Annotated in this window: 26 protein-coding genes; 11 read left to right on the plus strand and 15 right to left on the minus strand. The window is 67.9% G+C overall.

The features are described 5' to 3' along the window. The first annotated feature begins 186 nt into the window (after positions 1-186). Both ACYJP6_RS06615 and ACYJP6_RS06620 read left to right on the plus strand, forming a co-directional pair. Positions 187-996: an HDOD domain-containing protein gene (locus ACYJP6_RS06615; protein ID WP_459474244.1), complete on the plus strand. Its 810-nt coding sequence runs from the start codon at positions 187-189 to the stop codon at positions 994-996. A gap of 124 nt (positions 997-1120) precedes the next feature. Beyond that, positions 1121-1393, plus strand: a complete 273-nt coding sequence (locus tag ACYJP6_RS06620; protein WP_007162578.1) for a hypothetical protein — start codon at positions 1121-1123, stop codon at positions 1391-1393. A gap of 56 nt (positions 1394-1449) precedes the next feature. On the opposite strand, the gene ACYJP6_RS06625 is transcribed toward ACYJP6_RS06620, so the two are convergent. After that, on the minus strand, positions 1450-1692 hold the full coding sequence (locus ACYJP6_RS06625) for a hypothetical protein (protein WP_459474245.1): 243 nt from the start codon (positions 1690-1692) through the stop codon (positions 1450-1452). A gap of 153 nt (positions 1693-1845) precedes the next feature. On the opposite strand from ACYJP6_RS06625, the gene ACYJP6_RS06630 reads away from it, so the two are divergent. After that, complete coding sequence (locus tag ACYJP6_RS06630) at positions 1846-2613, plus strand: hypothetical protein (protein ID WP_459474246.1); 768 nt, start codon at positions 1846-1848, stop codon at positions 2611-2613. A 17-nt stretch (positions 2614-2630) separates the two neighbouring features. On the opposite strand, the gene ACYJP6_RS06635 is transcribed toward ACYJP6_RS06630, so the two are convergent. Further along, positions 2631-3404 carry an SIR2 family NAD-dependent protein deacylase gene (locus ACYJP6_RS06635; RefSeq protein ID WP_459474247.1) on the minus strand — a complete coding sequence of 258 codons (774 nt, stop codon included), beginning with the start codon at positions 3402-3404 and terminating at the stop codon, positions 2631-2633. A 197-nt stretch (positions 3405-3601) separates the two neighbouring features. Between ACYJP6_RS06635 and ACYJP6_RS06640 the strand changes: the two genes are divergently transcribed. After that, on the plus strand, positions 3602-5515 hold the full coding sequence (locus tag ACYJP6_RS06640; protein ID WP_459474248.1) for an AAA family ATPase: 1914 nt from the start codon (positions 3602-3604) through the stop codon (positions 5513-5515). Between the two features lie 82 nt (positions 5516-5597). On the opposite strand, the gene ACYJP6_RS06645 is transcribed toward ACYJP6_RS06640, so the two are convergent. From ACYJP6_RS06645 to ACYJP6_RS06660, 4 genes are all read right to left on the minus strand, one after another. Next, positions 5598-6896, minus strand: coding sequence for a flavohemoglobin expression-modulating QEGLA motif protein (locus ACYJP6_RS06645; protein WP_145010372.1), 1299 nt, complete (start codon positions 6894-6896; stop codon positions 5598-5600). Positions 6897-7042: 146 nt separating this feature from the next. Next, the gene (locus tag ACYJP6_RS06650) at positions 7043-7798 is read right to left on the minus strand and encodes a D-glutamate cyclase family protein (RefSeq protein ID WP_459474249.1); all 756 of its coding nucleotides are present in this window, start codon (positions 7796-7798) and stop codon (positions 7043-7045) included. Continuing rightward, entirely contained in the window at positions 7795-9114 is a 1320-nt protein-coding gene (locus ACYJP6_RS06655; RefSeq protein WP_459474250.1) for an MFS transporter, read from the minus strand. The genes ACYJP6_RS06650 and ACYJP6_RS06655 overlap by 4 nt, the downstream gene beginning before the upstream one ends. A gap of 547 nt (positions 9115-9661) precedes the next feature. After that, positions 9662-10087, minus strand: coding sequence for a VOC family protein (locus ACYJP6_RS06660; protein ID WP_459474251.1), 426 nt, complete (start codon positions 10085-10087; stop codon positions 9662-9664). 153 nt (positions 10088-10240) lie between these two features. On the opposite strand from ACYJP6_RS06660, the gene ACYJP6_RS06665 reads away from it, so the two are divergent. After that, positions 10241-11131 carry a LysR family transcriptional regulator gene (locus ACYJP6_RS06665; RefSeq protein ID WP_459474252.1) on the plus strand — a complete coding sequence of 297 codons (891 nt, stop codon included), beginning with the start codon at positions 10241-10243 and terminating at the stop codon, positions 11129-11131. Here the strand turns inward: ACYJP6_RS06665 and ACYJP6_RS06670 are convergent. Beyond that, complete coding sequence (locus ACYJP6_RS06670) at positions 11099-12709, minus strand: inorganic phosphate transporter (RefSeq protein ID WP_459474253.1); 1611 nt, start codon at positions 12707-12709, stop codon at positions 11099-11101. The genes ACYJP6_RS06665 and ACYJP6_RS06670 overlap by 33 nt on opposite strands. 154 nt (positions 12710-12863) lie before the next feature. Here ACYJP6_RS06670 and ACYJP6_RS06675 point away from each other — a divergent pair, with 154 nt between their 5' ends. Next, positions 12864-13502 carry a hypothetical protein gene (locus ACYJP6_RS06675; protein WP_459474254.1) on the plus strand — a complete coding sequence of 213 codons (639 nt, stop codon included), beginning with the start codon at positions 12864-12866 and terminating at the stop codon, positions 13500-13502. A 199-nt stretch (positions 13503-13701) separates the two neighbouring features. On the opposite strand, the gene zapE is transcribed toward ACYJP6_RS06675, so the two are convergent. The 3 genes from zapE to ACYJP6_RS06690 form a co-directional block, all read right to left on the minus strand. Continuing rightward, positions 13702-14751: a cell division protein ZapE gene (zapE, locus tag ACYJP6_RS06680; RefSeq protein ID WP_459474255.1), complete on the minus strand. Its 1050-nt coding sequence runs from the start codon at positions 14749-14751 to the stop codon at positions 13702-13704. An 85-nt stretch (positions 14752-14836) separates the two neighbouring features. Next, positions 14837-15223: an MAPEG family protein gene (locus tag ACYJP6_RS06685; protein ID WP_459474256.1), complete on the minus strand. Its 387-nt coding sequence runs from the start codon at positions 15221-15223 to the stop codon at positions 14837-14839. 68 nt (positions 15224-15291) lie between these two features. Next, positions 15292-16464, minus strand: a complete 1173-nt coding sequence (locus ACYJP6_RS06690; protein WP_459474257.1) for a multidrug effflux MFS transporter — start codon at positions 16462-16464, stop codon at positions 15292-15294. 112 nt (positions 16465-16576) lie between these two features. Between ACYJP6_RS06690 and ACYJP6_RS06695 the strand changes: the two genes are divergently transcribed. Further along, entirely contained in the window at positions 16577-17191 is a 615-nt protein-coding gene (locus ACYJP6_RS06695) for a TetR family transcriptional regulator (protein WP_459474258.1), read from the plus strand. 22 nt (positions 17192-17213) lie between these two features. Here ACYJP6_RS06695 and ACYJP6_RS06700 read toward each other — a convergent pair whose 3' ends face one another. Then, a complete protein-coding gene (locus tag ACYJP6_RS06700; protein WP_459474259.1) occupies positions 17214-17408 on the minus strand; it encodes a heavy-metal-associated domain-containing protein in 195 nt (64 codons plus the stop codon). Between the two features lie 112 nt (positions 17409-17520). Between ACYJP6_RS06700 and ACYJP6_RS06705 the strand changes: the two genes are divergently transcribed. The 4 genes from ACYJP6_RS06705 to ACYJP6_RS06720 all read left to right on the plus strand — a co-directional run bounded on the left by ACYJP6_RS06705 (position 17521) and on the right by ACYJP6_RS06720 (position 21846). Beyond that, complete coding sequence (locus ACYJP6_RS06705) at positions 17521-19902, plus strand: heavy metal translocating P-type ATPase (protein WP_459474260.1); 2382 nt, start codon at positions 17521-17523, stop codon at positions 19900-19902. Next, the gene (gene cueR, locus ACYJP6_RS06710) at positions 19899-20285 is read left to right on the plus strand and encodes a Cu(I)-responsive transcriptional regulator (RefSeq protein WP_459474261.1); all 387 of its coding nucleotides are present in this window, start codon (positions 19899-19901) and stop codon (positions 20283-20285) included. The genes ACYJP6_RS06705 and cueR overlap by 4 nt, the downstream gene beginning before the upstream one ends. Before the next feature lie 60 nt (positions 20286-20345). Further along, positions 20346-20585, plus strand: coding sequence for a hypothetical protein (locus ACYJP6_RS06715; protein WP_459474262.1), 240 nt, complete (start codon positions 20346-20348; stop codon positions 20583-20585). Between the two features lie 67 nt (positions 20586-20652). After that, positions 20653-21846 carry a class I SAM-dependent rRNA methyltransferase gene (locus ACYJP6_RS06720; RefSeq protein ID WP_459474263.1) on the plus strand — a complete coding sequence of 398 codons (1194 nt, stop codon included), beginning with the start codon at positions 20653-20655 and terminating at the stop codon, positions 21844-21846. Positions 21847-21901: 55 nt separating this feature from the next. Here the strand turns inward: ACYJP6_RS06720 and ACYJP6_RS06725 are convergent, their stop codons facing one another. The 4 genes from ACYJP6_RS06725 to ACYJP6_RS06740 form a co-directional block, all read right to left on the minus strand. Continuing rightward, a complete protein-coding gene (locus tag ACYJP6_RS06725) occupies positions 21902-22303 on the minus strand; it encodes a Rho termination factor N-terminal domain-containing protein (protein ID WP_459474264.1) in 402 nt (133 codons plus the stop codon). A gap of 13 nt (positions 22304-22316) precedes the next feature. Further along, positions 22317-22538 carry a YgdI/YgdR family lipoprotein gene (locus ACYJP6_RS06730; RefSeq protein WP_459474265.1) on the minus strand — a complete coding sequence of 74 codons (222 nt, stop codon included), beginning with the start codon at positions 22536-22538 and terminating at the stop codon, positions 22317-22319. Further along, the gene (locus ACYJP6_RS06735; protein ID WP_058765520.1) at positions 22535-22771 is read right to left on the minus strand and encodes a hypothetical protein; all 237 of its coding nucleotides are present in this window, start codon (positions 22769-22771) and stop codon (positions 22535-22537) included. The genes ACYJP6_RS06730 and ACYJP6_RS06735 overlap by 4 nt, the downstream gene beginning before the upstream one ends. A gap of 132 nt (positions 22772-22903) precedes the next feature. Beyond that, positions 22904-24952 (minus strand): AsmA family protein, encoded by a 2049-nt coding sequence (locus tag ACYJP6_RS06740; protein ID WP_459474266.1) that lies wholly within the window; start codon positions 24950-24952, stop codon positions 22904-22906. Between the last annotated feature and the right edge of the window lie 53 nt (positions 24953-25005).

The raw sequence follows: 25005 nt of genomic DNA on the forward strand, positions 1-25005 counted from the left end.
CCTTGGATGGTCGACCAGGCAAATGGCGGGAAAATGGCGCCTTCGGTCAGATCTTTCTCCAACAGCAAGTCTCGCGCCAGCTAAGCTTTCCGACCAACGCTGGGCTTATGCCTGGCGGTTCACGCGGCTCGGTCGTGCTCTGAACGCGAGCCCTCTCTACCGGTATAGAACAATCCAGGCGCCGTCATGGAAATCGATGCTCTGTTCGATCATCTGCATACCCTTCCCAGCATTCCCAAGGTAGCGCAGGAGCTCATCCAGCAGTTCGACGATCCCGACAGCAGCATCGAAGACGTCGCCCGCAACCTGGCCCTGGATCCGGTGCTGTCGGCCAAGGTGCTGCGCCTCGCCAACTCGGTGCGCTTCCGTGGCGTCCGGCCTTCGACCAGCATCGAAGGCGCCGCCATCCGCCTCGGCTTCGACGCCCTGCGCACGTTGGTCCTGGCCTCCGCGGTGACCGCCGCGTTCCGCCACAACCCCAGCTTCGATCCCCGGGATTTCTGGCAACACAGCTTCGACGTGGCCAGCGTCTGTCGCGTGCTCGCCCGCCAGGCCGGTACCGAGCCGGAGACGGCCTTCACCTGCGGCATGCTGCACAGCATCGGCGAATTGCTGATCAAGACCGCCGCGCCCGACATCGCCGCGCGCATCGACGCCGAACAACGCGGTCCGTTGGCGGGGTCCGAGCCCATCGGCTTCGGCTATCCCGAGGTCGGTGCCGAGCTGGCGCGTCGCTGGCAGCTGCCGGTGGTGATCCAGCATGCCATCGCCTACCAGTTGCATCCCCAGGACGCGCCGGACGACCCCACCCTGCCGCGGCTGGTTGCCCAGGCTCGCCTGGTATCCTTCGTGCTGCGCCGCCACGGCGGCATCAACGAGCCGGCCAAGGCGGCGCTGGCCAACCCCCTGCTGGAGGGCGTCGACCTGGATCATCTGCTTGACGAGCTGCCCGAGGTCATCGAGGCCGACAAGGCCTTCGGCACGCTCATCAACTGACCGATCGTCTCCCAGGGCCTGGCGGCCACCGTTTGCATCACAAATCTGCCGGCCGGTGGTGGCGAAAGTCGAACGGGTACCGCAAGAATCGGTCGAAGCTGTATAGCTGACAGGAGTGAGTGCGATGGCCGAGCCGCTGAAGTTCACGGATGCGAACACCATTATCAAGGGCGCCTTTCAACCGATGCTGTGCGCCATGACCGCCCAGGATCCGGCAACCTTCAATGTCGAGGTCTATGCGCCCAACGGTACGGCGCTGCTGCAGCGGCGCATCGCCCGGGTCGACCTGCTGGACAATTCGCTGCTCGAGGCCTTCATCTGCGACAGCCGCGCCCGGATCGAACGGGCCACCCACGAGCGACTCGACTGGCAGGTACGCTACACCCGCGCTTCCTGAAGCCATTCCGCTGCAACGACGAAAAGGCGCCCTGCAAGGCGCCTTTTTCATGATCCTCAATCGTTGAGTTCGCGTTTCTGCTGCGTCTTGGTAGCCGGGGTCTTGCTGGCTTTCTTCTGGGTGGACGGCGTGGCGTTGGAGGTATCGTCGGCGCTGTCGCGGTTGCTGGTATTGGAGCTGCCGGGCGCGCCGATGCCATTGCCGGTCACTCCGGCGTCGTTGCTACTGGCAGCCAGGCTCGGGCCGGCCACCAAGGCCAGGGCGGCGCCCAGGGCGAGGATCAGCGGGGTCTTGCGCATCTGTATGTCCTCCTGCCGCGAAAGGAAGGGGGTGTCGCGGGCTGCACCCTGCTGATTAGGCCAAAGGCCGGGCCAAGCGTTCCCGCCTTCCTATAGACTAACGACCATTCCGCCGTCCCTCGACCGGGCCGGCCGTCGTATTCAGGAGTTGCCGTGAAGCACCGCTATCTCATCGTCGACCGCACCGCGCTCGACACCCCCGCGCTGTTCGATTATCTGGCCGAGGCCCCGCAGCACCGCGTCATCGTCTCCGGCGGTACGGCCGAACAGCTGTTCGCGGCGGAGCTCTGGCCACGGTTGCGCGAGCGCCTGGCGCCCCACGCCGAGCGCTTCTTCTTCGCCGACTCCAGCGGCCCCCTGTTGCAAGCCGAGCTGGAAGGCCGCAAGCCCGGCCTGCTGGATCGCGAGCTGACCCTGGCGTTCAAGCAGGCGGTGAGCGCCGATGCCGAAGACGACCGGGTCCTCAACCGGATCCGTGGCGAATTGCTCGACACCGACCATGACTACCAGGCCAACCGCCGCATCTTTCTCAACAGCCTGCTCGGCCAGATGCGCCGGGCCTTGCCGGCTGGCGCGGTGACCGCCGGCAACTGGCAGGACGCCGTCCGCCAGGCCATCGCCGCCGCCCAGCAAGGCCTCGCCAAGGGTTTCGCCCCCGGCCTGGCCGACGCACCCTTCAAGGTCTTCCTCAAGGCCTATCCGCTGGCGGCGCGCTATGTCGCCCAGCTCGCCGTGCTGCTGATCACCGCCGGCCGCCAGGACAACGATATCCTCATCGACCGCTTCGTCGCCCAGGATCCGGCGCTGGTCGCCACCCTGTTCGATGGCCTGCTCACCGAGGACGACGAGCAGCGTCAGGCCTACACCGCGCTCAAGCGCACCCTGGATGCCCTGGGCACCGGCGGCCAGGCGCTGCATTAATTCATCGGAACCGCCACTCAGAGCTGCCTGAGCAGCGCAGGCAGGATCTCTCCCGCAGCGCCCAGCAGCTGCCAGTCATCACGGAAGTCCGCCGCCGGCTGTGGATCGAGGCGCACCACCGTCGCGCCCTGCTGACGCGCCACCCCCGGCAGGCTGGCCGCCGGCTGCACCAGCCCCGAGGTGCCTATCACCAGGCACAGGTCGCAGCGCTCGGCCAGGGCCCAGGCGCTGGCCAGGGCGTCGCTCGGCAGGGGCTCACCGAACCAGACCACCCCGGGGCGCGCCAGGCCGCCGCAGTCAGGACACGCCGGCGGCGCCACCAGTCGCTCCGCGGCATCTGCGAGTGGCGGTGTGGCCAGCGGCCGCGCGCACTCGAAGCAGCGCGGCGCCTGCAGGCTGCCGTGCAGATGGATGACGTCGCGACTGCCGGCCCGCTCGTGCAGGTCGTCGACATTCTGGGTGACCAGCCGCAGTCGCCCATGGCGGCGCGCCCATTCAGCCAGCGCCCGATGGGCCAGGTTGGGCTGGGCCGCGAGCACCTGGGCGCGACGCCACTCGTACCAGCTCCAGACTCGCGCCGGATCCTCGCTGAAGGCCTCCGCCGTGGCCAGCTCGGCGGGATCGAAGCGTGCCCAGAGCCCGGTGAGCGCCTCGCGGAAGGTGGCGATGCCACTCTCCGCCGAGACCCCGGCGCCGGTCAGCACCAGCACTTCGTCGGCCGCTCTCAGACGTTCGAGCAAGGCCTCCGGCAGTACCGGCAGGCCCTGGCGGCAATCCAGGCATTCGGGCATGGCGTGGGCTACTCCTTGAAATCTGGCGCAAAACAACCAGGCCTTGCGGACCGCGGCAAAGGCCGAAAGTGTGACGATACTCGACGGATGGTGAGTCCACTCATCGTTTTCCGCCGAACCGAGGTTCACCCCCGCCGCCACAGGCCGATAATCCGGGAGTCCGCGTCCGATGTCGCTCCGACCCTAACGGTATGTGAATGAAGAAGTCCGTCTTTGCCAAGTATCCGCGCCGCTTCATCGCTGGTGCTCTCGCCCTCGTCACCGCCACCAGCCTGGCCGGCTGGCTGTGGCTCAAGCCCACCACCCCGGCGCCGACCGCCACCGCCATGCTCGCCAGCGTGCAACAGGCCCCCGAACACTGGACCCAGCAGCCACGTGACCTTTCCGTGCTGCTGGCCGACCTGCGCGCCAAGGCCATCAGCGGCGCCGTGATCGGTGATCACACCCTCTACATAGACACCGCCCGTGGCGAGCACTATGCCGTGGCGGACAATGGCGGTCGCATCGCCAACCTGCTGCTGGCCGACTACGCCGCCCAGGGCGAGCCGCAGTTCCCGGTGGCGACCTGGAACGAAGCCGGCCAGCGCCATGCCTGGCTGGATGCCCTGCTGATCAACCTGCCGGGCTACCTGCTCCTGCTGCTGCTCGCCGTGCCCCTGGCGCTGCGCTTCGCCAGCCCCTTCAAGCTGCACCGCAAGGGCACCGGCATCTCCTTCAAGGACGTGGTCGGCGCCGCCGAAGCCAAGCGGGCTCTGGAAGACGTCACCACCTGCCTGCGCAATCCCAAAGCCTTCGCCGCCCTCGGCGCCCGTCCGCCCAAGGGCGTGCTGCTGACCGGCGAACCAGGTACCGGCAAGACCCAGCTGGCCAAGGCCCTGGCCACCGAGTGCAACGCCCACTTCATCCAGGTGACCGGTAGCGACTTCTCCTCGATGTTCTTCGGCGTCGGCATCCAGAAGGTCAAGTCGCTGTTCCGCACCGCGCGCAAGAAGGCGCCCTGCATCATCTTCATCGACGAGATCGACGGCATCGGCCGCCGCGCCGAGCAGTCCCGTTCCAGCGATGCCGAGGCCAACCGCATCATCAACCAGTTCCTCACCGAGCTGGACGGCTTCGACGGCACCAGCGGCGTGCTGGTGCTGGGTGCCACCAACTTCGCCGATTCCCTCGATCCGGCGCTGCGCCGCGAAGGCCGCTTCGACCGCACCATCGCCGTGCCGCTGCCGAGCCTGGAAGACCGCCGCGCGCTGTTCGAGCTCTATGCCGGCAAGCTGCCCTGCCAGGGCGAACTGGACCTGGCCGCCCTCTCCCGCGGCACCGTGGGCCTGACCCCGGCGGCCATCGCCTATATCAGCAACCATGCCGCCCTGCTGGCCGCTCGCGAGAACGCCAGCGCCGTGACCATGGCCCACTTCGTCGAAGCCATCGAGACCTGCCGCATCGGCGAGCAACCCGTCGGCGTCACCCCCCTGGGCTCGGCCGAGCGCACCCGCATCGCCGTGCACGAGGCCGGGCATGCCCTGGTCGCCGCCGTGCTCAACGTCGGCCGGGTGGAGAAGGTCACCCTGCTGCCCCGCGGCCAGGCCCTGGGCGTCACCCTGATCACCCCCACCGAAGACAAGCGCCTGCACCTGAAGTCGGAGCTCGAAGGCCGCATCCAGATGCTGCTGGCCGGTCGTTGCGCCGAGCAGCTGTACTTCAACGAGGTCTCCTCGGGCGCCGCCCAGGACCTGCAGGAAGCTTCCAAGCTGGCGCTGTCCATGGTCGCCTCGCTGGGCATGGGCCCCAGCGGTTCGCTGCTCAGCCTGCAGGCCTTGCGCGACGCCGGCATCGACTTCGACGCCGCGCCCAGCATCGCCGCCGCCGACCAGCTGCTGCACAGCCTGGACCATCGCTGCCTGGCGCTAATCACCGAGCTCAAGCCAGCGCTGGACGACATCACCGAGCAGTTGCTGCGCGACGAGACCATCCCCGGCAGCGCCGTGGCCGAAGCCATCGCCCGCGCCAGTGGCCTGGAAGCCTGCGGCGCCCTCAACCGCGCCCTGGCCCACGTGCCGGAGCGCGCGGGTGACAGCGAACCCAGCATCGCCGCCGCCTTCAAGGGCGAGTGATGCCGACGATGCTGCGCTGCTAGCTAAAAGCCCCGGTCCGCCGGGGCTTTTTCATGGTGGGGCCTAAAGCCTGGATAGGGGCTTAGAGAATGTTGGCGTAGTCCGCCTCGATCCGATCCAGGCTCAGGTGATTGAGGAAGTTGGAGAAGCACATCCAGGCCGCCAGGGCATTGAGATCCTGGAATTGCGCCGGCAGGTACTTGGGCGGCACCACCACGCCCTCGTCCACCAGCTGGCGCAGGATGCGCATGTCCTCCAGGGTGGTCTTGCCGCAGAACAGCAGCGGGATCTGCTCCAGCTTGCCCTTGCGCACCGCCAGCTGGATGTAGTTGTAGATGAGGATGAAGCCCTTCAGATAGGACAGGTCCTTGGTGAAGGGCAGCCCGGTGGGCGTCGAGCCGCGGAACACCCGGCTGGCGTTCTGGTAGCCCGATTCCAGGTCGTAGCCCTGCTCCTGGAAGAAGCGGAAGACCTCGAGGAAATCGGCGCCGTCCTCGGCCAGGTGGATGGCGCGGGTTCTGTTGGTCAGCTTGCGCAGCCGGGTCGGATAGGAGGCGAAGGCGATCACCTCCATGAGGATCGCCAGCCCCTCCTGGGTCACGGTGGACGACGGCGGGCCCTTGGCCAGGAAGGTGCAGATGGGCTGATTCTGGCCGTTGAGGGTGGTGCCGACGTGGACCAGGCCCTCGTGGACCTCCAGGGCACGCACGTCGCGCTCGTTGAACAGGGCGTCGGCACGCACCTTGATGTAGTCGGCGCCGGCCGCGGCATCGGCGACGATGCCATCGGACTCGAACACCCGGATGGTGCCCTCGGTCTCGCCGAACACCCGGTTGAGCCGCGCCTGCAGGATGGGCACGGCGTCCTTGGCGGTCAGGGTCTTGGGCTCGTCCTCTAGGGCGCCACGGTGGGCGATGTTGTCCAGGTAGCTGGACATCATCATGCCCAGGTCGGCCAGGGTCGGATCGCCGGCGTGGAAGGCATCCGAGGCCGCACCATAGAGCTCCTGGGAGATCAGGCCGAAATCCGGGGTGCCGCGCGCCTGCAGCATGCGGATCACCATGCGGTACTCTCGGCACATGCGCCTCATGATCTGCCCGACCGGATTGAACTGGCCGAGCTGGCGGGTGACCTCCCGCTCGATGCTCTGGAATTCGCCCTTGAGCGCATCGCCGTCGAAGCCCAGCGGCCGCCCCTCGTAGAAGGCGCGATCCACCGCTGGCAGGCGCTTGCCCTTGCCCTCCAGGAAGCCCTGGCGCACGCCCTCGTCCCACTTCACCGCATCGAGGATGCGAATCGGCGCCTGGGCCGCGACGATGCGATCGGACAGCTGGCGGATGGTCTGGTGATAGGGATCGAGAAACGGCTGGCGGGCATTCATGACGGGAACCAGGCGACAGGCGAGACTGCAAGGATGGCGGCTGGACGGGCATTTGCCTAGGCTTCGGCCAGCAATCCTCCCGCCGTCCGGTCGCCTGCCCGCAAACGTCCGCCACGGAGCCTGCCGCGGTGCGGAACGCCGGCGATCTACCCGAAGGCCTCCGGCCGCTGATCCAGCACCAGCATATGGCCAGGATAGTGGGAGATGGCATAGGCACCTCCCAGCTGCGGCAGTACCTGCTGCGGCGTCACCCCACAGGCCCAGAACACCGGTACATCGTCGGCGCCCAGCGGGGGGACCACGCCGAAGTCCGGCGCCTGCAGATCGGCGATGCCCAGCGCCGCGGGATCGCCGATCTGGACCGGCGCCCCGTGCCCGCTGGGATAGCGAGCGGTGACCAGCACCGCCTGGCTGACCCGCGTCCGGGGGACCGGACGCATGCTCACCACCAGTTGGCCTCCCAGCGGGCCGGCCGGCACATTGGCTCTCGTGGTGGTATAGACCGGCGGCGCCGCGGTACTGACCGGGATCCCGGCGCGGCGCAGGGGCGCATCGAAGGTATGGCTGCAACCCAGCAGGATGGCGACGGCATCGTCGCGCCAGTAGGCTTCGATGTCGGTAGGTTCGGCGACCAGCCGGCCCTGCTGCCAGACGCGATAGCGTGGCAGCATGGTGCGGATGTCGATCACCTCCCCGGGCAGGGGCACCCGCGGGTCCCCCGCATCGCCCACCGCCAGGATCGGGCAGGCCCTGGGGTTGCGCAGGCAGAACAGTAGCAGCGCATAGGCCTGGGCCTGCGGCACTATCACCAGGTTGGCCTGCTGGTAGTCATCGAGCACCCCGGCGGTCGGCGTGGTCCAGTCGCCCCTGGCGATCCGGGAACGCAACTCGGCCGGTGTCACCGCAGCGCCTCCTTCGAGGTTTCCCGCACCAGGCGCAGGGTCAGCAGGCCGATGACCGCAGCCGTGGCGAGCAGGAATCCCGGCATCAGCAGGTTGCCGGTCTGGGCCATGAGCCAGGTCGCCAGATAGGGCGTGAGGCCACCGCCGAGGATGGCGCCGAGGTTGATGGCGATGGCCATCCCGGTGTAGCGCACCCGGGTGGGAAACTGCTCGGCATAGGTGGGATAGCCCACCGACTGCACGATGGGCATCGGCAACGCAGCCACCAGCACCGCCAGGGCGGCCAGCCAGATGTTGCCCTGGGCCATGAGCAGCATCATCGGAATCACCAGCACCACATAGGCCGCGAAGCCCAGGGTCAGTACCCGCCGCCGGCCCAGGCGATCCGACAGCCCGCCCCAGAACGGCATCATCAGCGCCGCGCAGAGGCTGACACCCGCCATGATCCAGTACACCTGGGCCTCGGGATAGCCGAGGTGGGTGGTCAGGTAGAGATTCATGAAGATGAGCCCGACCCAGTAGCCTGCATTCTGCCCCAGGGCCAGCAGCATGACCTTGAGCACCGCCGGACGCTGCTCGGCGAGCACCTCCCGGACCGGCGCCTTGGGCGGCTGGGCCTGGGCCAGGAAACGCTGGAAGGCCGGAGTTTCCTCGACGTTGTGCCGCAGCACTGCCGACAGCGCCACCAGCGGCAGGGCCAGCAGGAACGGCAGGCGCCAGCCCCAGGCCTGCATCTCTTCCGTGCCGAGCAGGGTCGTGGTGACGCCACAGACGATGGCGGCCAGCGCCCCGCCCAGGGCGACGCCCACTGGGGTGAAGGCACCGAAGAAGCCACGCCGACCCTGGGGCGCCGACTCGGCGACGAAGGCGGCGGCGCCGATCACCTCGCCGCCGGCGAAGAAACCCTGCACCAGGCGCAGCGCGACCAGCAGCACCGGTGCCAGCAAGCCGGCCTGGGTGGTGGTCGGCAGCAGGCCGATGCCGGCGGTCGCCAGGCCCATGCCGATCACGGTGACCAGCAGCACCAGGCGCCGGCCGTGTCGATCCCCCAGTCGGCCGAGCAGAACTCCGCCCAGGGGCCGCACCAGGAAGGCGCTGCCGAATACCGCCAGGACCGCCAGCAGCGCGGCGGTGGGATCGTCACCGGGAAAGAACAAGGGTCCGAGAAAGGCGGCCATGAAGCCATAGACGCCGAATTCATAGTACTCGATGGCGGTACCGGTGGCGGCGGCGGTGGCCGCGCGACGGGCCAGGCGTTCGTCGTCGGCGAGGGCAACGGGGGCGGCGAGCGGAGCGGAAGAGAGCACGCGAGACATGGACGTATCCTTTGGTGATGGGAACGTTGCTCGGCAGGGGTGGGACAAGGAGAGGACGGTCGGCGTCTGCTGCGCCGATCCGTGAGGCTTCAGGCGTGGTGGGCGAGATCGAACCGTGGCGTTGCCGTCAGTTCGTGGAGGGTGCGGCCGAGGACGTCACCCGCCGGGCGGTACGCCTGGCGCGGTGGGGCAACGGGGGCGGCCGGGATGCCCGGCGGTGGTCTGCCCAGTGGCCCTAGGTGGCCTGGGGCAAGCCTCCGGCGATAGCCAGGAGAGGCCGAAGGCTGGCGTAGCCGTCGGCCACGCCAGCCGGTCGCCGGGGAAAGCGTCCTGGCCAGGGCTGGGCGCCGGAGGAAGGACCTTGCCCTCGCTCACCGGCAACCGTTCGCCCAGTGGACCGGGCCACCGTTCGAGAGTCGCGGGAGAGGAGCTGCCAACGGGGCTCGTGGTTTCCAAAGGGGTCACCAGCGGGCAGACACTAGCGGGAAGGAGGCGCCGGAATTCTCGCGATTCCGGTCGCGGCGAAACGGCGCGCGGCCCAGCGCCGCTATTTGGCGAACAGCTGGCTCATGTCCTTGAACGCCTTGAACTCCAGGGCGTTGCCACAGGGATCAAAGAGGAACATGGTGGCTTGCTCGCCCACCTGGCCCTTGAAGCGGATGTAGGGCTCGATGACGAACTTCGTCTCGCGCGCCCGCAGCCGATCCGCCAGGGCCTCCCACTCGTCCCAGCCGAGGATGATGCCGAAGTGCGGTACTGGCACGTTGTGGCCGTCCACGGCGTTGGTGTGGGCCTCTTCCTGGGAGGCGGTCTTGGGATGCTCGTGGATCACCAGCTGGTGGCCGTAGAAATCGAAGTCGACCCAGTGATCGCTGGAGCGGCCTTCGGCGAGGCCGAAGACTTCGCCGTAGAAATGTCGGGTTGCGGCCAGGTCATAGACGGGGATGGCGAGGTGGAAGGGCGACAGGGCCATGGTGCGAATTCCTGTTGAGGTGGGCTGCGGTCATTCTCACCCCAGGTTTTCTTGTGGAAAAAGCGTATTTTATTGCCTGCGAGCGATGAAAATTTTGTCGCTCGACGTTCGGGCCCGCTACAGTGCCCTCCCCTTCTTCCTCCGGTGCCGGCCATGCTGCGCGAACTCAAGACCTTGCTCGCCGTGGCCCGCCATGGCAGCTTCGCCGCGGCGGGCCTGCACGTGGGTCTCACACCCTCGGCGGTGAGCGCCCAGATCCGCGTGCTGGAACAGAACCTGGGCGTGAGCCTGTTCGACCGCAATGGTCGCAGCGCCCTGCTCAATGCCGCCGGCCGCCGCGCCCTGCCGCTGGCCGAGGAGATCCTCGCCACCTATGCCCGCATGGCCGGGGTCGGCGCGGGCGAGGAGATCCAGGGCGAACTGCGCATCGGCGCCATCGCCAGCGTCCAGACCGGGCTGCTGCCCGGCACCCTGGTGCGGCTGCGCCAGCGCGCACCGCGACTGGAACCGCGTCTGGTTCCCGGGGTATCGCTCAGCCTGCTCAGCCAGGTGGACGCCGGCGAGCTGGATCTGGCCGTCCTGATCCGCCCACCCTTCGAGCTGCCCAAGGAACTGCACGCCACCGCCCTGCTGCAGGAACCCTTCGTGCTGATCGCCCCACCCGACCTGCCGGGTGACGATCCGCTCCGCTTGCTGGAGACCCAGCCCTTCATCCGCTACGACCGCCATTCCTTCGGCGGACGCCGGGTCAGCGCCTTCCTCCGCGAGCAACGCCTGACGGTGCGCCAGGTGCTCGAACTCGACGAACTCGACGCCATCGTCAAGATGGTGGAGCGCGGCCTGGGCGTGGCCCTGGTGCCCTGCGCCGGCCTCTGGCTGGAGCATCCAAGGGTACGGCGACTGTCGCTCGGCGCCCTCACCTTCCACCGCGAGCTCCAGGTCATCACCCGCCACGCCGGGCGTGATCTACCAGCCGTCGCCCTGTTACGCCGCTGCCTGACCGAGGCAGTGTCAGAACACCTGCACCAGCAGCCAGTAGAGTGACGCCGACAGCGCCATGGCCACCGGCAGGGTGAGCACCCAGGCCAGCAGCAGGTTGCGCACCGTGGCCCACTGCAACCCCGAGCCGTTGGCGGCCATGGTGCCGGCCACCCCCGAGGAGAGCACATGGGTGGTGGAAACCGGCAGGCCGAAGGCATCCGCCGCCCCTATGGTGCCCATGGCCACCAGCTCGGCCGAGGCGCCCTGGGCGTAGGTCAGGTGGGTCTTGCCGATGCGCTCGCCGACGGTGACGACGATCCGCCGCCAGCCGACCAGGGTGCCCAGGCCCAGGGCGATGGCCACCGCTACCTTCACCCACAGCGGGATGAAGCGGGTGGCCTGGTCGATCTGTCGCTTGAATTCCCTGAGATCCTCCTGCGCCTTGGGTGCCAGGCCCGGCAGGTGCTCCTTCTCCAGCAGACGAATGGACTCCGAGGCCAGGTACATGGCGTTGCGCACGTTGGGCATGCTCTGCGCAGGCACGTTGTTGAGGGCGCCGTACTGGCGCACCTCGCGGGCGATGTCGTCGGTGATGGCCGCCAGCGCCGGCATCACCTCGGGAGTGCTCTGCCGCTTGCGCACGAATTCCAGCAGCACCCCATGGGGATCGGCCGGGGCGGCCTGGGGCGCCGCCTGGCGCAGACCGCTGGCGGTGACCTCGGCGACCGCGGCGAAGGCCGGCGTGGCGGTGGCCGGGACCGCCCGGTTCAGCGCATAGGCGGTCGGCAGGGCACCGACCAGGATCAGCATGATCAGCCCCACGCCCTTCTGGCCATCGTTGGAGCCGTGGGCGAAGGACACCCCGGTGCAGGTCAGGATCAGCAGCCCGCGAATCCACGGCGGCGGCGGCTCGCTGCTCCTGGGCTCCTGATAGAGGGTGCGGTCGCGCACGATCCGCTTGAGCAGCAGCAGGAGTACCGCCGCGCAGGCGAAGCCAATCAGCGGCGAGAACAGCAGTGCATAGCCGACCTTGGCCACCTGGCCCCAGTCCACGCCGCTGCTGCCGTCCAGGCCACCCAGCCAGGCGTGCATCAGGCCGACACCGATGATGGAGCCGATCAGGGTGTGGGAAGAGGACGCCGGCAAGCCCAGCCACCAGGTACCGAGGTTCCAGAGGATGGCGGCGATCAACAGGGCGAAGATCATGGCGAAACCCTTGCCGGCGCCCATCTCCACCACCAGGTCCACCGGCAGCAGGGCGATGACGCTGAAGGCCACCGCGCCACTGGAGAACAGCACCCCGAGGAAGTTGCAGAAGCCGGACCAGAGCACCGCCGCGTTGGGCGGCAGCGAATGGGTGTAGATCACCGTGGCCACGGCGTTGGCGGTGTCATGGAAGCCATTGACGAATTCGAAGCCCAGGGCGATCACCAGGGCCAGGGCCAGGCCGGCGAAGGGCAGCCAGGTGGTGGGCGGTGACTTGGCATCGCTGACGTCGTTATGAATACCGCCCAGGGTCACCGCCAGGCCGATCAGCAGCAGGGCGATGAACAACAGGATGCGCAGCGGGCCCGGCTTGCGCGAGCTGCGCAGCGGATGGGCAAGTGGTGACAAGGCAGCGGACGGACTGGACGAGGACATGGCACGGACTCCGACACGGGGTCCGCCTACCCTGCGCCGGCTGGATGACGTTTTTACGTCAGGGTAGTGACCAGACGACGGATGACCGTCACGTCGCTTTTTCCTACCCCCGTACTAGCCTGCTAGGCTGCCGCTTTACCCAAGGAGATCGCCCATGATCCCGCGCTGGCTGCTCTGCAGTCCCCTGCTGCTCCTGCCTTTCGCTACCCCCGGCCTGGCCGCCACCGAGCGCAGCTGTGCCCAGGAACTGGGACAGAAACCGGCCCAGGCGCTGGCCAGCACCTGCCGCGCCCTTTCCCCGGCCACCCACCCGCCCTGCAACGCCGCCAACAGCTGCGCCCTGATGCAGGACGAGATCGCCCGCAGTTGCGCCCTGTTCGGCGATGCCGAAGCGACCAAGCAGCCCGGCTGCGGCCCGCTGCCCAGCAGCGCCGAGGCCGCGGCAGCGGTGGTCCAGCGCTACTACCGGGCGTTGGATGCCCGCGACTATGGCACCGCCTGGCAGCTGTGGGGCGACGACGGCCAGCCCGGCAACTCCTACGAGAGATTCCGCCAGGGCTATGCCAAGACCCGTGACGTACGGGTAACGCTCGGCCAGCCCGGCCCGGTGGAGGGCGCGGCGGGCTCGCTGTACGTCAGCGTCCCGGTGACCGTGAAGGCCCGACTGGAGGATGGCACCCGCCAGACCTTCACCGGCAGCTATCAGGTACGCCGGGTCAACGACGTCGACGGCGCCGCGGCCGAGCAGCGTCGCTGGCATCTGGCCAGTGCCAGGCTGCGCCTGCAGCGCTAGGTTCTGTACGAAAAATCGCCGAGCGAAGGTCAGGCGAGGCCTAGGCGGCCCCGCGAAAAAGGCTGAGGAAGCGGATCGGACTAGCGCTCGAGTTTACGCGCGGTAAATGAGCATTGCGACGGGGCCGCCTAGGTGGGGCTGGCGTCCCAGGCCTTTTTCAACGAAGCATCACCGAGCGCAGCTATTTTTCGTACAGAACCTAATCCGGGCCGATCTGCTGTAGCTGCGACAACCGACTGCGCGTGCGCGACATGTCGGCGATGTCGCTGTCGGCCAGGGTCTCGTCGAGCGGCGCGGCGCTGACCAGGAACAGCGCCAGCCGACGGTCGTAGAGCACGTCGACCAGGTTGATGAAACGCTGCCGGGCGGCGGGGCTGGCCTCGCGCAGGGGCGGCACTTCATCGAGCAGCCAGCGCGGCCAGGTTTCGCTCAGGGTCAGGTAGTCGAGGACCGCGGTAGGGCCTTCGCAGAGATCGGCGAAGCTGAACTGCAGCAGGCCATCCGCCGCACCCAGCGCCGGCAGGTGGCGATGTCCCACCGGCACCTGCACCCGCCCATCGCCCACCGGCGGCAGTCCCAGCGCCTGGCGCTGCTCCGGGCTGCCCGGCCAGAGATAGGCACCGATGCCGAAGGGATCGGGCTCGGCCGGGCTGGCGCTGCGATAGTCCTGGGGCCCGGCCACCGAGAGGATGTCCATGCGCGTCTCGATCAGCCGGATCGCTGGCAGGAAGCGCTCGTGGTACAGCGGATTGGGCAGCAGCCCCTCGGGTGGATAGTTGGAAGTGGTCACCAGCACCACGCCGCGACTGAACAGCGCCTTGAACAGCCGGGTGATGAGCATGGCATCGCCGATGTCGTGCACATGGAATTCGTCGAAGCACAGCAGCCGGCAACCTTCCAGCAGCTCGTCCAGGCTGGCCGCCAGGGCATCGCCACCCGGCGGCTGACGGAACATCCGCTCGTGCAGTTCGCGAAAGAAGGCATGGAAGTGCACCCGGCGCTTCTCGGCGAACGGCAGGGCGGCGAAGAAGCCATCCAGCAGGAAGCTCTTGCCGCGCCCCACCGGTCCCCAAAGATAGAGGCTGCGCGCACTGTGGCGGCGCAGCAGCCGCGGTCGCAGCAGGTCATCGGCGAGCGCGGCCAGGCGGTCGATGGCCGCCTGCTGCGCCGCGTCGAGGGTATAGCCGCGGGTCCGGGCGAGTTGAGCGAAGTGCGCCAGCACCTGCTGGGCGGGCGAAGGAGACGTCATGGCGGCGACCGGCCGGAAAGATAGGGCGCTAATGAAGCGATAACCAGCGCCGCCGGTCAAGACCAGCGACGCCTTGGAGGCCTACTCAGGCGGCCGCGATGAACAGGCAGAAGCAGCAGAAGAAGCCAAAGGCCCACACGAGCGAGCGACGGGTCGCATGGTCGCGGATGTACAGCCAGGTGTAGGCGATGCGGCTGGCCAGGAAGAGCAACGCCCAGAAGTTGATGGTGCCCTGCGCGGCTCCCCCGGTGGCGTGGGCGACGATCACCGCCGCAGCGAACAGCGGATTGATCTCGAAGGCATTCTGCTGGGCCGCGTTGGCCCGCGCCCGGGCGCCTTCCAGTTTACCGAGGAAGCTGCGCGGATCCCGGTTGTCGTCGGGCGTGAAGCCATTGCCCTTGAACTTGGCGTAGTAGGCCGCGCCATAGGGCACGAGGTAGACGAGGAAGATGCACCAGTAGGCGAAGGTCATGTCGGCGTCCCTGGGAATGTGGGGTTCGCCTATCTGACCCGCCTGGCCTGAAAAAATCCACTCCCGACTCAGGCCGTCGCCTGGCGCTGGGTCCAGCGCGCCAGCAAGGCGCTCGACACGGCGCAGAGCGCCAGCACCGCGCACAGGGGCACCACGGTACCGTTGTGCAGGGCGCCAACGCTGGCGGAGGCCAGCGCCGCCAGGACGAATTGCAGGCTGCCCATCAACGCCGAGGCGCTACCGGCGTTGGCGCCCTGCCCGGCCAGGGCGCAGGCCGAGGCGTTGGGCACGATGCCGCCGAGCAGGGCGATGGCGCAGAACAGCGGGATCATCAGCACCGGCAGCGCCTTGGGCTGGAAGGCCCCGACCAGCAGCAGGATCAGCCCCGCCGCGGCATAGGCCAGCACCGCTCGGCGCAACCAGAAGGCCGGCCCCTGGCGCACCACCAACCGGGCATTGACCTGGCCGAGCAGGATGAAGCCGGCCGCGTTGAGGCCGAATACCCAGCCATAGTGCTCGGGCGCCACGCCGTAGAGTTCGATCAGCACGAAGGGCGAGCCGGAGATGTAGGCGAACATGCCGGCCATGGCGATACCACCGGTCAGGGTATGGCCGATGAAACTGCGATCGCGCAGCAGCCGCAGGTAGTTGCGCAAGGCCCCGCTCAGCGGCGCCCGCGGGTGATGAGCAGGTAGCGACTCCGGCAGCCAGAGCGCCACGGCGGCGCCACAGGCGGCGGCGAACAGGGCGAGGCTGACGAAGATCGCCTGCCAGCCGAAGGTGCTCAGCAGGAGGCTGCCGGCGAAGGGCGCGATGATGGGGGCGATGCCGGTCACCAGCATGATCTGCGAGAAGGCCCGCGCCGCCGCTATCGGCTCGCAGAGATCGCGCACCACGGCGCGGGCAATCACCATGCCGGCGCAGCCGCCCAGGGCCTGGACGAAGCGCGCGGCGATCAGCCAGGGCAGGCTCGGCGCCAGGGCGCAGCCCAGCGAGGCCAGGCAGAACAGGCCGATGCCGATCAGCAGCGGCAAGCGGCGGCCGAAGCGGTCCGCCAGCGGGCCATAGAACAACTGGCCACTGGCGAGGCCGGCGAAATACACCGCCAGGCTCAGCTGCACGTGTTCGATGTCGGTCGCGAACGACAGCGCCAGCGAGGGGAAGCTGGGCAGGTACATGTCGATGGCGAAGGGAGCGAAGGCCGAGAGGGCCCCGAGAATCAACAATAAGCGAAAGGTCATGAAGCCTGATCCGAAGGAAGCGGAAGTGTCGCGCAGTTACATACAATCATGTTTGTAAAAGTGCCGAGGCGCGCTAAACTGCGGGACAGACCCACTGCCAGTCAGAACGCCCATGCGCCGTACGAAAGAAGAAGCCGAACAGACCCGCCAAGCCATTCTCGATGCGGCGGAAGCCCTGTTCCTGACCAATGGCGTGGCGCGTACCAGCTTGGAAATGATCGCCCGCGAATGCGGAGTCACCCGGGGTGCAGTGTACTGGCATTTCCAGAACAAGGCGCACCTGTTCCACGAAATGCTTAGCCAGATAAGGATCCCGGCCGACGAACTGACCGAGCGTCTGCGCGTCGATGGCGAGGAGGACAGCCTGCGGCGGCTCTACAAGCTGTGCATCGAGGGCCTGGAAAAATTCACCCGCCCCGGCCGCGAGCAGCGGGTGATGACCATCATGCTGCACCGCTGCGAATTTACCGAAGAGCTGCGCGAGGCGGAGGAACGCGATCTGCAGTTCCTGCGACAGTTCATCCGCATCACCGATGACCTCTTCACCGCCCAGGCCGCACGCCTGCAGCCCGGCGTGACGCCGCAACTGGCCAGCCGGTTGTTGCACAGCCTGTTTCTCGGCGCCCTCTCCGACCTGCTGCGCGACGACCAGACCTTCGCCCCGCTGCTGGCGGCCGACCAGGTCTTCACCACCTTCTTCCGCGCCATCGTCCGCGACTGGCAGTAGGCCCGGCCTGGGGCGCCGCCACTCAGCCAGCGACGCTGTAACCCGCCTGCTCGATGGCTGCGCGGAAGGGCGCGTCCACCTCGGCACTTTCGATGCGGACCTCGCCCGCCTTCAGGTCCACTTCCACCCGGGCGCGGGCATCGACCTTGAGGACCGCGGCCTCGATGGCGCTCACGCAGTGGCTGCAACTCATTCCGCTCACCTTGATGACATGCATGGTCTGCTCCTGTCTGTCTGACCCTATCTCTCCTGACGTCGCGGCCAAGATTGGGTTCCAGTGTTGACCTTGACCTCGGGTCAAGGTCAACACTGGTGACAGGAGGTGCCCCATGCACGAATTCGAACTCTCCATCAGTGGCATGACCTGCGCGGCCTGCGCTGGCCGGGTCGAGCGCGCCCTGCAGCGGGTCCCGGCGGTCACCGCCGCGGGCGTCAACCTGGCCAGTGAAAAGGCGCGGGTCAGCGCCTCGGCCGAGGCGGCGCCGGCCCTGGCCGAGGCGGTCACGGCCGCCGGCTACCAGGTGGCCGAGGCCGAGCATGACCTGGCACTGTCCGGCATGAGCTGCGCCAACTGCGCCGGGCGCATCGAAAAGGCCTTGCGCGCCGTACCCGGCGTGCTGGCGGCCGAGGTCAACCTGGCCAGCGAAAGAGCACGTGTGAAAACCCTGGCCGCCGTCGAGACCCGGACCCTGATCAACGCCATAGAGGCCGCAGGCTACGGGGCGGTGGATCGCCTCGCCGCCGAAGACCGCCCCGCTGCCCGCCAGGGACTGCCCTGGGAGCAGCTGGAGCTGGCCCTGGCGTTGTTGCTCGCCATCCCCCTGGTGCTGCCGATGCTGCTGGCCCCCCTCGGCTGGCACCTGATGCCGCCCGCCTGGCTGCAATTCCTGCTCGCCACCCCGGTGCAGTTCCTAGTCGGCGCCCGCTTCTATCGCGGCGCCTGGCATGCCCTGCGCGCCCGCAGCGGCAACATGGACGTGCTGGTCGCCCTGGGTACCAGTGCTGCCTATGGCCTGAGTCTCTATCTCTGGCTGATCAAGGGCAGCCCCCATCTCTATTTCGAAACGGCGGCCATGGTCATCGCCCTGGTCCGCCTCGGCAAATACCTGGAGGCCCGTGCCAAGCGCCGTACCGGCGCCGCCCTGCGCGCCCTGGAAGCCCTGCGGCCCGAGCAGGCCCGCCGCCTGGATGCGAATGGCAACGAGGAGGACGTCGCCCTCGACCGGCTGCGGCTGGGTGATCGCCTGCAGATCCGCCCGGGCGAACGCATCCCCGCCGATGGCCGCATCCGCCAGGGCGAAAGCCAGGTGGACGAGGCGCTGCTCACCGGCGAGAGCCGTCCCGTGGCCAAGGGCCCAGGCGACGAGGTGGTGGGCGGCGCCATCAATGGCGAAGGCAACCTGGAGATCGAAGTCACCGCCCTGGGCGGCGAATCCGTGCTGGCCGGCATCATCCGCCTGGTCGAGGATGCCCAGGCCACCAAGGCGCCCATCCAGCAACTGGTGGACCGCATCAGCCGGATCTTCGTCCCGGTGGTGGTCAGCCTGGCCTTCGTCACGCTGCTCGGCTGGCTGCTGACCGGCCATGGCCTGGAAACCGCCCTGCTCGCCGCCGTCGCCGTGCTGGTCATCGCCTGTCCCTGCGCCCTGGGCCTGGCCACGCCCGCCGCGCTGATGGCCGGCACCGGCGTTGCGGCGCGCCATGGCATCCTGATCAAGGACGCCGAGACCCTGGAGCGCGCCCAGGGCGTGACCACCGTGGTCTTCGACAAGACCGGCACCCTGACCGCCGGCCAGTTGCGCCTGCGCCAGCTGGCCACCGCGCCGGGCATCGAGGAGCGCGAGCTGCTGAGCCTGGCCGGCAGCCTGCAAAGAGGCAGCGAGCACCCCCTGGCCACCGCCGTCCTGCTGGCCTGCCGCGAACGTGGCCTGGACACGCCGCCGGCCACCGATGTCCGCGCCCTGCCTGGTCGTGGCCTCGAAGGTAGCTGGCAGGCTCGCCCGCTACTGCTGGGCAATGCCCGCCTGCTGGCCGAACAGGGCCTGGACGCCAGCGCCCTGGCCGAGTCCGCCCGCGCCTGGGAAGACCAGGGGCTGACCCTGTCCTGGTTGCTGGAAACCGGTGCCCAACCACGGGTACTGGGTCTGCTGGCCTTTGGCGACGAGGTGCGCCCCGGCGCCGCCGCCGCCATCGCCCGGCTGCGCGCGGATGGCATCGACAGCTGGCTGTTGACCGGCGACAACCGCGGCAGTGCCCGTCAGGTCGCGGCGGCGCTCGGTATCGAGCACTGGCAGGCCGAGGTGCTGCCCGCCGACAAGGCCGCGGTGGTCGCTCGCCTGCAAGGCACCCGGGGCGGCGTCGCCATGGTCGGCGACGGCCTCAACGACGCTCCGGCGCTGGCCGCCGCCGAACTCGGCATCGCCATGGGCTCGGGCACTGCCGCGGCCCGCCATGCGGCCGGCATCACCCTCCTGCAGGAGGACCCGCGCCAGGTGGTGGCGGCGCTGGACATCGCCCGCCGCACCCAGCGCAAGATCCGCCAGAATCTGTTCTGGGCCTTCATCTACAATGTCATCGGCCTGCCGCTGGCGGCACTGGGCCTGCTCGATCCGGTCTATGCCGGTGCCGCCATGGCCTTTTCCAGCGTCAGCGTCCTGGCCAATGCCCTGTTGCTCGGCCGCTGGCGTCCGTCCGGAGACCACCCGTCATGAATATCGGCCAGGCCGCCAAGGCCAGTGGGCTTACCCCCAAGATGCTGCGTTACTACGAGCGGATCGGCCTGCTGGCACCCGCCGGTCGTACCGACAGCGGCTATCGCCAGTACGGCGCGCAAGACCTGCGGGTGCTGGCCTTCGTCCGTCGCTCGCGGGAGCTGGGCTTCAGCCTGGAGGAGATCCGCCAGCTGCTCAGCCTCTGGCAGGATCGGCAGCGTGCCAGCGCCGACGTCAAGGCGCTGGCCAAGCGGCACATCGCCGAACTGGAGCTGAAGATCGCCGAGTTGAGCCGCCTGCGTGCCACCCTGGACGAACTGGTCTCCTGCTGCCACGGCGATGCCCGCCCCGACTGCCCCATCCTCGATACCCTCGGCGGCTGACGCAACCGCCGCCGGCTCATGGGGTCCATCTTCTATCCCCCCGCTGCCGAGGTCCCGTCCATGCACAGGCTGCACCGCTACCAGATCCGCTATCGCTTCAACGGCGAGCCGCTCACCCATGAACTGGAAAGCTTCGAACCCGTCACCGAGGAAGAAGCTGTGCTGCAACTGCTGATCAAGCACATCGAGGAACCCCAGGTGGTAGTCGATGCGCCCTGGGAGCGTCATGCCCAGCCGAGCATCGCCCGCCGCGCCCAGGAAGCCGGTCTGAGCGACATCGAGGTCAGCCAGCGGGACTGACGGCCGGGCCAGGCGGGTGGCTTTGCGCTATAATTCCGCGCTTTTGCCCCCTTCGCCGGAGACCTTCATGACCCTGCCTCGCCTGCGCCTCAAAGCCAATGCCGACCGCCGTCTGCGCGCCGGGCACCTCTGGGTGTACAGCAACGAGGTGGACGTCGTCGCCACGCCGCTTACCGCCTTCGAGCCAGGCGACCAGGCCATCCTGGAAACCACCAGCGGCAAGCCGCTGGGCGTGGTGGCCCTGTCGCCGAACAACCTGATCTGCGCCCGCCTGTTCTCCCGTGACACCGGCTACGAGCTGGACAAGTCGCTGCTGGTGCATCGCTTCAAGGTCGCCCTGAGCCTGCGCGAGCGGCTGTTCGGCAGCCACTGCTATCGCCTGGTCTATGGCGATTCGGATTTCCTGCCGGGTCTGGTGGTGGATCGCTTCAACGACATCCTGGTGGTGCAGATCGCCTCGGCGACCATGGAACGCCAGCGCGACGCCATCCTTGCCGCCCTGCTGCAGGTGTTCAAGCCCCAGGGCGTGCTGTGGAAGAACGACGGCAGCGCCCGCGCGGCCGAGGGCCTCGGCAGCTACGTGGAAGTGGCCTACGGCGAGGTCCCCGACTGGGTGGCGCTGGAAGAGAACGGCGTGCGCTTCGAGGCGCCGGTGCGCGAAGGCCAGAAGACCGGCTGGTTCTATGACCACCGCCTGAATCGTGCACGCCTGGCGCCCTATGTCGAAGGCAAGCGGGTGCTCGATCTGTTCAGCTACATCGGTGGCTGGGGCGTGCAGGCCGCAGCCTTCGGCGCCAGCGAAGTCATGTGCGTGGATGCCTCGGGCTTCGCCCTCGACGGCGTGGAGCGCAATGCCACCCTCAACGGCCTGGCGGAAAGGCTGGTGTGCGTCGAAGGCGATGTCTTCGAGGCGCTCAAGGAGCTCAAGGCCGGCGAAGAGAAATTCGACGTCATCGTGGCCGACCCGCCGGCCTTCATCAAGAAGCGCAAGGACCTGAAGAACGGCGAGGCCGCCTATCGCCGCCTCAACGAACAGGCCATGCGCCTGCTCAACAAGGACGGCATCCTGGTCAGCGCCTCCTGCTCCATGCACCTGCCGGAAGATGACCTGCAGAACATCCTGCTCGGCAGCGCCCGCCATCTGGACCGCAACCTGCAGATCCTCGAACGCGGCGCCCAGGGCCCGGACCACCCGGTGCACCCGGCCATTCCGGAAACCCGCTACATCAAGAGCCTGACCTGCCGCCTGCTGCCTAGCTAAAACCAGGCAAAGAAAAAGCCGGACGCTGTCCGGCTTTTTTGTGCGTACCAGAGCCTCAGCTCAGGGCGCGAATCAACTCGTCCTTCTTCATCCGCGAACGGCCCCTGACATTCTGCTCGGCGGCCTTCTTCACCAGTTCATCGCGGGTCATCTCGCTGAGCGAGGTGCTGCCGCTGCGCGACCGTCGTGCCGTAGCCCGGCCACCGTTCGGTGACTGCCCCTGCTTGGTCGCCACTGCACGGCGAGCAGAATCCTTACGGTCGGCACGCTTGGCCGTGTCGCTCTTGCTCTTGCCGGAACCACCTTTCTCGCCGCCGCCGGACTGCTTGTTCACCGTCGCCCAGGCCCGGGCTTCAGCTTCATCCTTGGAGATGCCCTTCTTTTCGTAGCTCTCCTCGATGTGCTCGGCCTTGCGTTCCTGTTTGTCGCTGTACTTCGCTTTGTCACCGCGGGGCATGGCAGTTTCCTCGCTAGTCTTCCGCCTTGATGGTGGCCACGTCAGCCGCCTTCACCTGCACGTGGCGACCCGCCACATCGGTGAATTCGTAGAAGCCGTCGGCCGTCTTGGTGTTGGGACGATCTTCGGTGATGTACTGGGTACCGTCCTGCAGGGTCACCACGGTTTCGGTGGAGCAGGCCGCCAGACCCATGACGGCCAGCGCCAGCAAGCCACCCCGAAGCGCGCGGCTCATGGCGCTTCCGGCGAGACGCGGTGGATGGACACGTCGTGCAGGGCCACCAGTGCCTGGCCCGACTCGATGTCGGCCAGCTGGAAACGCTCGTCGTTGATCGCATCCAGGTGCCGGCAGGCCAGGTCGCGGACCACGTCGGTGATGGGTACGTCCAGGTTGCTGATACGGTCGGTATAGCTCTCGCCCAGCAACTTGTAGTGGATTTCGTAATGGCTATCGGTGTCGTCACGCATGAGAGATCTCCGCGAAAAGGCTGCCCGACTCGGGTTACAGGTATAGAGCCTGACCAACCAAAGCGGTTCTTTTGCCACCGCCACATGCCGCCGAACGGTCATCTGTCAAGTCCCTCGCGCATGGCCGACGATTCAGCGTCCGGACCGCATCTGCTGCAGCAGCGCGCTGCATTGGGCGCCCTGCTCGTTGCTGGGCGCCACCAGCGCCAACAGACCAGCGGCAGGCGCGGCGAAGGTGGCCAGCAACGCCGCCACTGCACCGCGCGCGGCCAGCGGCAGGGCCTTCACCCCGGGCGACGGATTTTTCAGCGTGCCCTGCACATAGAGCGGCGAGCGCAGCGAGAAGATGCGCAGCCCCTTGCTGTGGGGATCCACGGTGAGATCCAGCCGCTCGTTCGCCAGGTTGATGGTACCGGTGATGTTGATCAGGGCATTCTCGGTATCGAGCACGAACACCCTGGGCTGTACCAGACCCTTCTTGAAGTCGAGGTCGGCCACCGCGCAATTGATCTCCACCTCGTCGTCGCCGAACAGCCGGTCGACCAGGTAGTTGCCCACGTTGAGCCCCGCCAGTTCCATCAGGCTGCGGCTGATGCGGCCATCGTTCATCAGCAGCTTGAGGTCGCCATCGCTGGTGCCCAGCAATGCCGCCACCGAGTTGCCGGTACCGCTCAGGGTGGCATCGCCATTGAGCTCACCCATACTGCGCTTCATGGTTTCCACGGTAGGGAACAGCTGGTTGAGCTTTACCCGGCGGACATGGAGGTCGACCCGGCCGCGCAGCGGCGTCTGGTCGCCCTCGAGGCGGACCGTGGTATTCAGGTCGCCCCCCGCGACGCCGAAGCGCAGGGGATCGAGCAGCAGCACGCCATCGGTCAGGCGCACATGGGTGTTGAGGTCGGTGATCGGCAATTGCGCGTTCTGCACGATGCGCTTGCCGGTGAAGCGCACGTCGGCGTCCATGGCGCGCCAACGTTCGGTACGGAACTCGGAGACCGGCAGCGCCTTGTCCGCCGGCTGCTTGCTGGTCTCACCCTTGGCCGCCTGCTGCTCCTTGGTATCGGCGCCGATCAGGGGCGCCAGGTCTTCGAACAGCAACTGGTCGGAGCGCAGGGTGCCGCTGAGCTTGGGCCGCGGCTGCCCACCAGTGAACAGCACGTCGCCGTGCAGATCGCTCTTGCCTACCCGGCCATTGAAGTCGTCGTAGCTGAAGCGCGCGCCCGCCGGGTCGTTGAGCTTGACCGTGAGATGGCCGTCGGTAGCATAGGGCGCCGTCTCCGGCAGGGTGACCCCCGTCAGCGGATAGAGCTGCGCCAGGCTCTTGCCTTCCAGCACCAGGTGCAGGTCCAGGGCGCCCAGGCGCCGCGGATCGGTCAGGGTGCCGAACAGCTGCACTCGGGTGTCACCGGCGCGGGCGTCCAGCTGGATGGGGAACGGCGTATCGGCGTCCTGCAGCGCCAGCAGGCCGCCGATCTGGCCACGGCCGCTCACCGGCACCTGCTTGTAGCTGCCCTCCACCGCCACGGCGAACTGGAAGGCCTGGGTCTGCTTGACGTTGGCGCGCTGGCGCGAGGTGCCCTGCTTGCCCACCAGGTCAGCGTAGGCGATGGGCGCATCCAGTGAGGTGATCCGCGCCCGCAGTCGCGTCGCGGTCTGGGCATCGTCGAAGCCGACCTGGCCGGCATCGAAGCCGATGGTGCCGATGTCCACGGTCCAGGGCGAGGGTTCGGCATTGGGATCCTTCTCGGCGGTCTCGAAGGTCCAGCTGTTGCGGCCATCGGCCAGCCGCTGGGCATTCACCACCGGCCCGGTGAGGGCGATGCGCGGGATGTAGATCTGCTTGGCCAGCAGCGCCAGCGGCGAAATCCGCAGTTGTACCCGGTCGAGATGGACGAAGGTCTTTTCCTTGGCCCAGTCCGGATTGCCCAGGTTGAGGTCTTCGGCGGCGATGTGCGGCCAGGGGATCCAGGCCCGCCAGCCCCCTTCGTCGGGCTCGCGCTGCCAGACCACGCCCAGGTTGCCTTCGATGGCAAACGGCCGGTGCAAGGCGCTCGATACTTGCTCGTTGAGAGTCGGCTTGAGTCGATTCCAGTCGAAGGTGGCCAGTACCACCACCAGTACTACGAGCAGCAGCAGGATGATTCCCAGCAGCCAGGCGAGGATCTTGCGTGGGCGCGTCATGGCCGCCTCCTTGGATTTCCGTTCCCTCTTGGGTCTGTTCAGCGCAGCGGGGT

Source organism: Pseudomonas sp. No.117 (assembly GCF_054558395.1).

Coding starts and splice junctions, on each gene's coding strand:
- ACYJP6_RS06615 (WP_459474244.1), top strand. CDS start 187: ATGGAAATCGATGCTCTGTTCGATCATCTGCATACCCTTCCCAGCATT.
- ACYJP6_RS06620 (WP_007162578.1), top strand. CDS start 1,121: ATGGCCGAGCCGCTGAAGTTCACGGATGCGAACACCATTATCAAGGGC.
- ACYJP6_RS06625 (WP_459474245.1), bottom strand. CDS start 1,692: ATGCGCAAGACCCCGCTGATCCTCGCCCTGGGCGCCGCCCTGGCCTTG.
- ACYJP6_RS06635 (WP_459474247.1), bottom strand. CDS start 3,404: ATGCCCGAATGCCTGGATTGCCGCCAGGGCCTGCCGGTACTGCCGGAG.
- ACYJP6_RS06640 (WP_459474248.1), top strand. CDS start 3,602: ATGAAGAAGTCCGTCTTTGCCAAGTATCCGCGCCGCTTCATCGCTGGT.
- ACYJP6_RS06645 (WP_145010372.1), bottom strand. CDS start 6,896: ATGAATGCCCGCCAGCCGTTTCTCGATCCCTATCACCAGACCATCCGC.
- ACYJP6_RS06655 (WP_459474250.1), bottom strand. CDS start 9,114: ATGTCTCGCGTGCTCTCTTCCGCTCCGCTCGCCGCCCCCGTTGCCCTC.
- ACYJP6_RS06660 (WP_459474251.1), bottom strand. CDS start 10,087: ATGGCCCTGTCGCCCTTCCACCTCGCCATCCCCGTCTATGACCTGGCC.
- ACYJP6_RS06665 (WP_459474252.1), top strand. CDS start 10,241: ATGCTGCGCGAACTCAAGACCTTGCTCGCCGTGGCCCGCCATGGCAGC.
- ACYJP6_RS06670 (WP_459474253.1), bottom strand. CDS start 12,709: ATGTCCTCGTCCAGTCCGTCCGCTGCCTTGTCACCACTTGCCCATCCG.
- ACYJP6_RS06675 (WP_459474254.1), top strand. CDS start 12,864: ATGATCCCGCGCTGGCTGCTCTGCAGTCCCCTGCTGCTCCTGCCTTTC.
- zapE (WP_459474255.1), bottom strand. CDS start 14,751: ATGACGTCTCCTTCGCCCGCCCAGCAGGTGCTGGCGCACTTCGCTCAA.
- ACYJP6_RS06685 (WP_459474256.1), bottom strand. CDS start 15,223: ATGACCTTCGCCTACTGGTGCATCTTCCTCGTCTACCTCGTGCCCTAT.
- ACYJP6_RS06690 (WP_459474257.1), bottom strand. CDS start 16,464: ATGACCTTTCGCTTATTGTTGATTCTCGGGGCCCTCTCGGCCTTCGCT.
- ACYJP6_RS06695 (WP_459474258.1), top strand. CDS start 16,577: ATGCGCCGTACGAAAGAAGAAGCCGAACAGACCCGCCAAGCCATTCTC.
- ACYJP6_RS06700 (WP_459474259.1), bottom strand. CDS start 17,408: ATGCATGTCATCAAGGTGAGCGGAATGAGTTGCAGCCACTGCGTGAGC.
- ACYJP6_RS06705 (WP_459474260.1), top strand. CDS start 17,521: ATGCACGAATTCGAACTCTCCATCAGTGGCATGACCTGCGCGGCCTGC.
- cueR (WP_459474261.1), top strand. CDS start 19,899: ATGAATATCGGCCAGGCCGCCAAGGCCAGTGGGCTTACCCCCAAGATG.
- ACYJP6_RS06715 (WP_459474262.1), top strand. CDS start 20,346: ATGCACAGGCTGCACCGCTACCAGATCCGCTATCGCTTCAACGGCGAG.
- ACYJP6_RS06720 (WP_459474263.1), top strand. CDS start 20,653: ATGACCCTGCCTCGCCTGCGCCTCAAAGCCAATGCCGACCGCCGTCTG.
- ACYJP6_RS06725 (WP_459474264.1), bottom strand. CDS start 22,303: ATGCCCCGCGGTGACAAAGCGAAGTACAGCGACAAACAGGAACGCAAG.
- ACYJP6_RS06730 (WP_459474265.1), bottom strand. CDS start 22,538: ATGAGCCGCGCGCTTCGGGGTGGCTTGCTGGCGCTGGCCGTCATGGGT.
- ACYJP6_RS06735 (WP_058765520.1), bottom strand. CDS start 22,771: ATGCGTGACGACACCGATAGCCATTACGAAATCCACTACAAGTTGCTG.
- ACYJP6_RS06740 (WP_459474266.1), bottom strand. CDS start 24,952: ATGACGCGCCCACGCAAGATCCTCGCCTGGCTGCTGGGAATCATCCTG.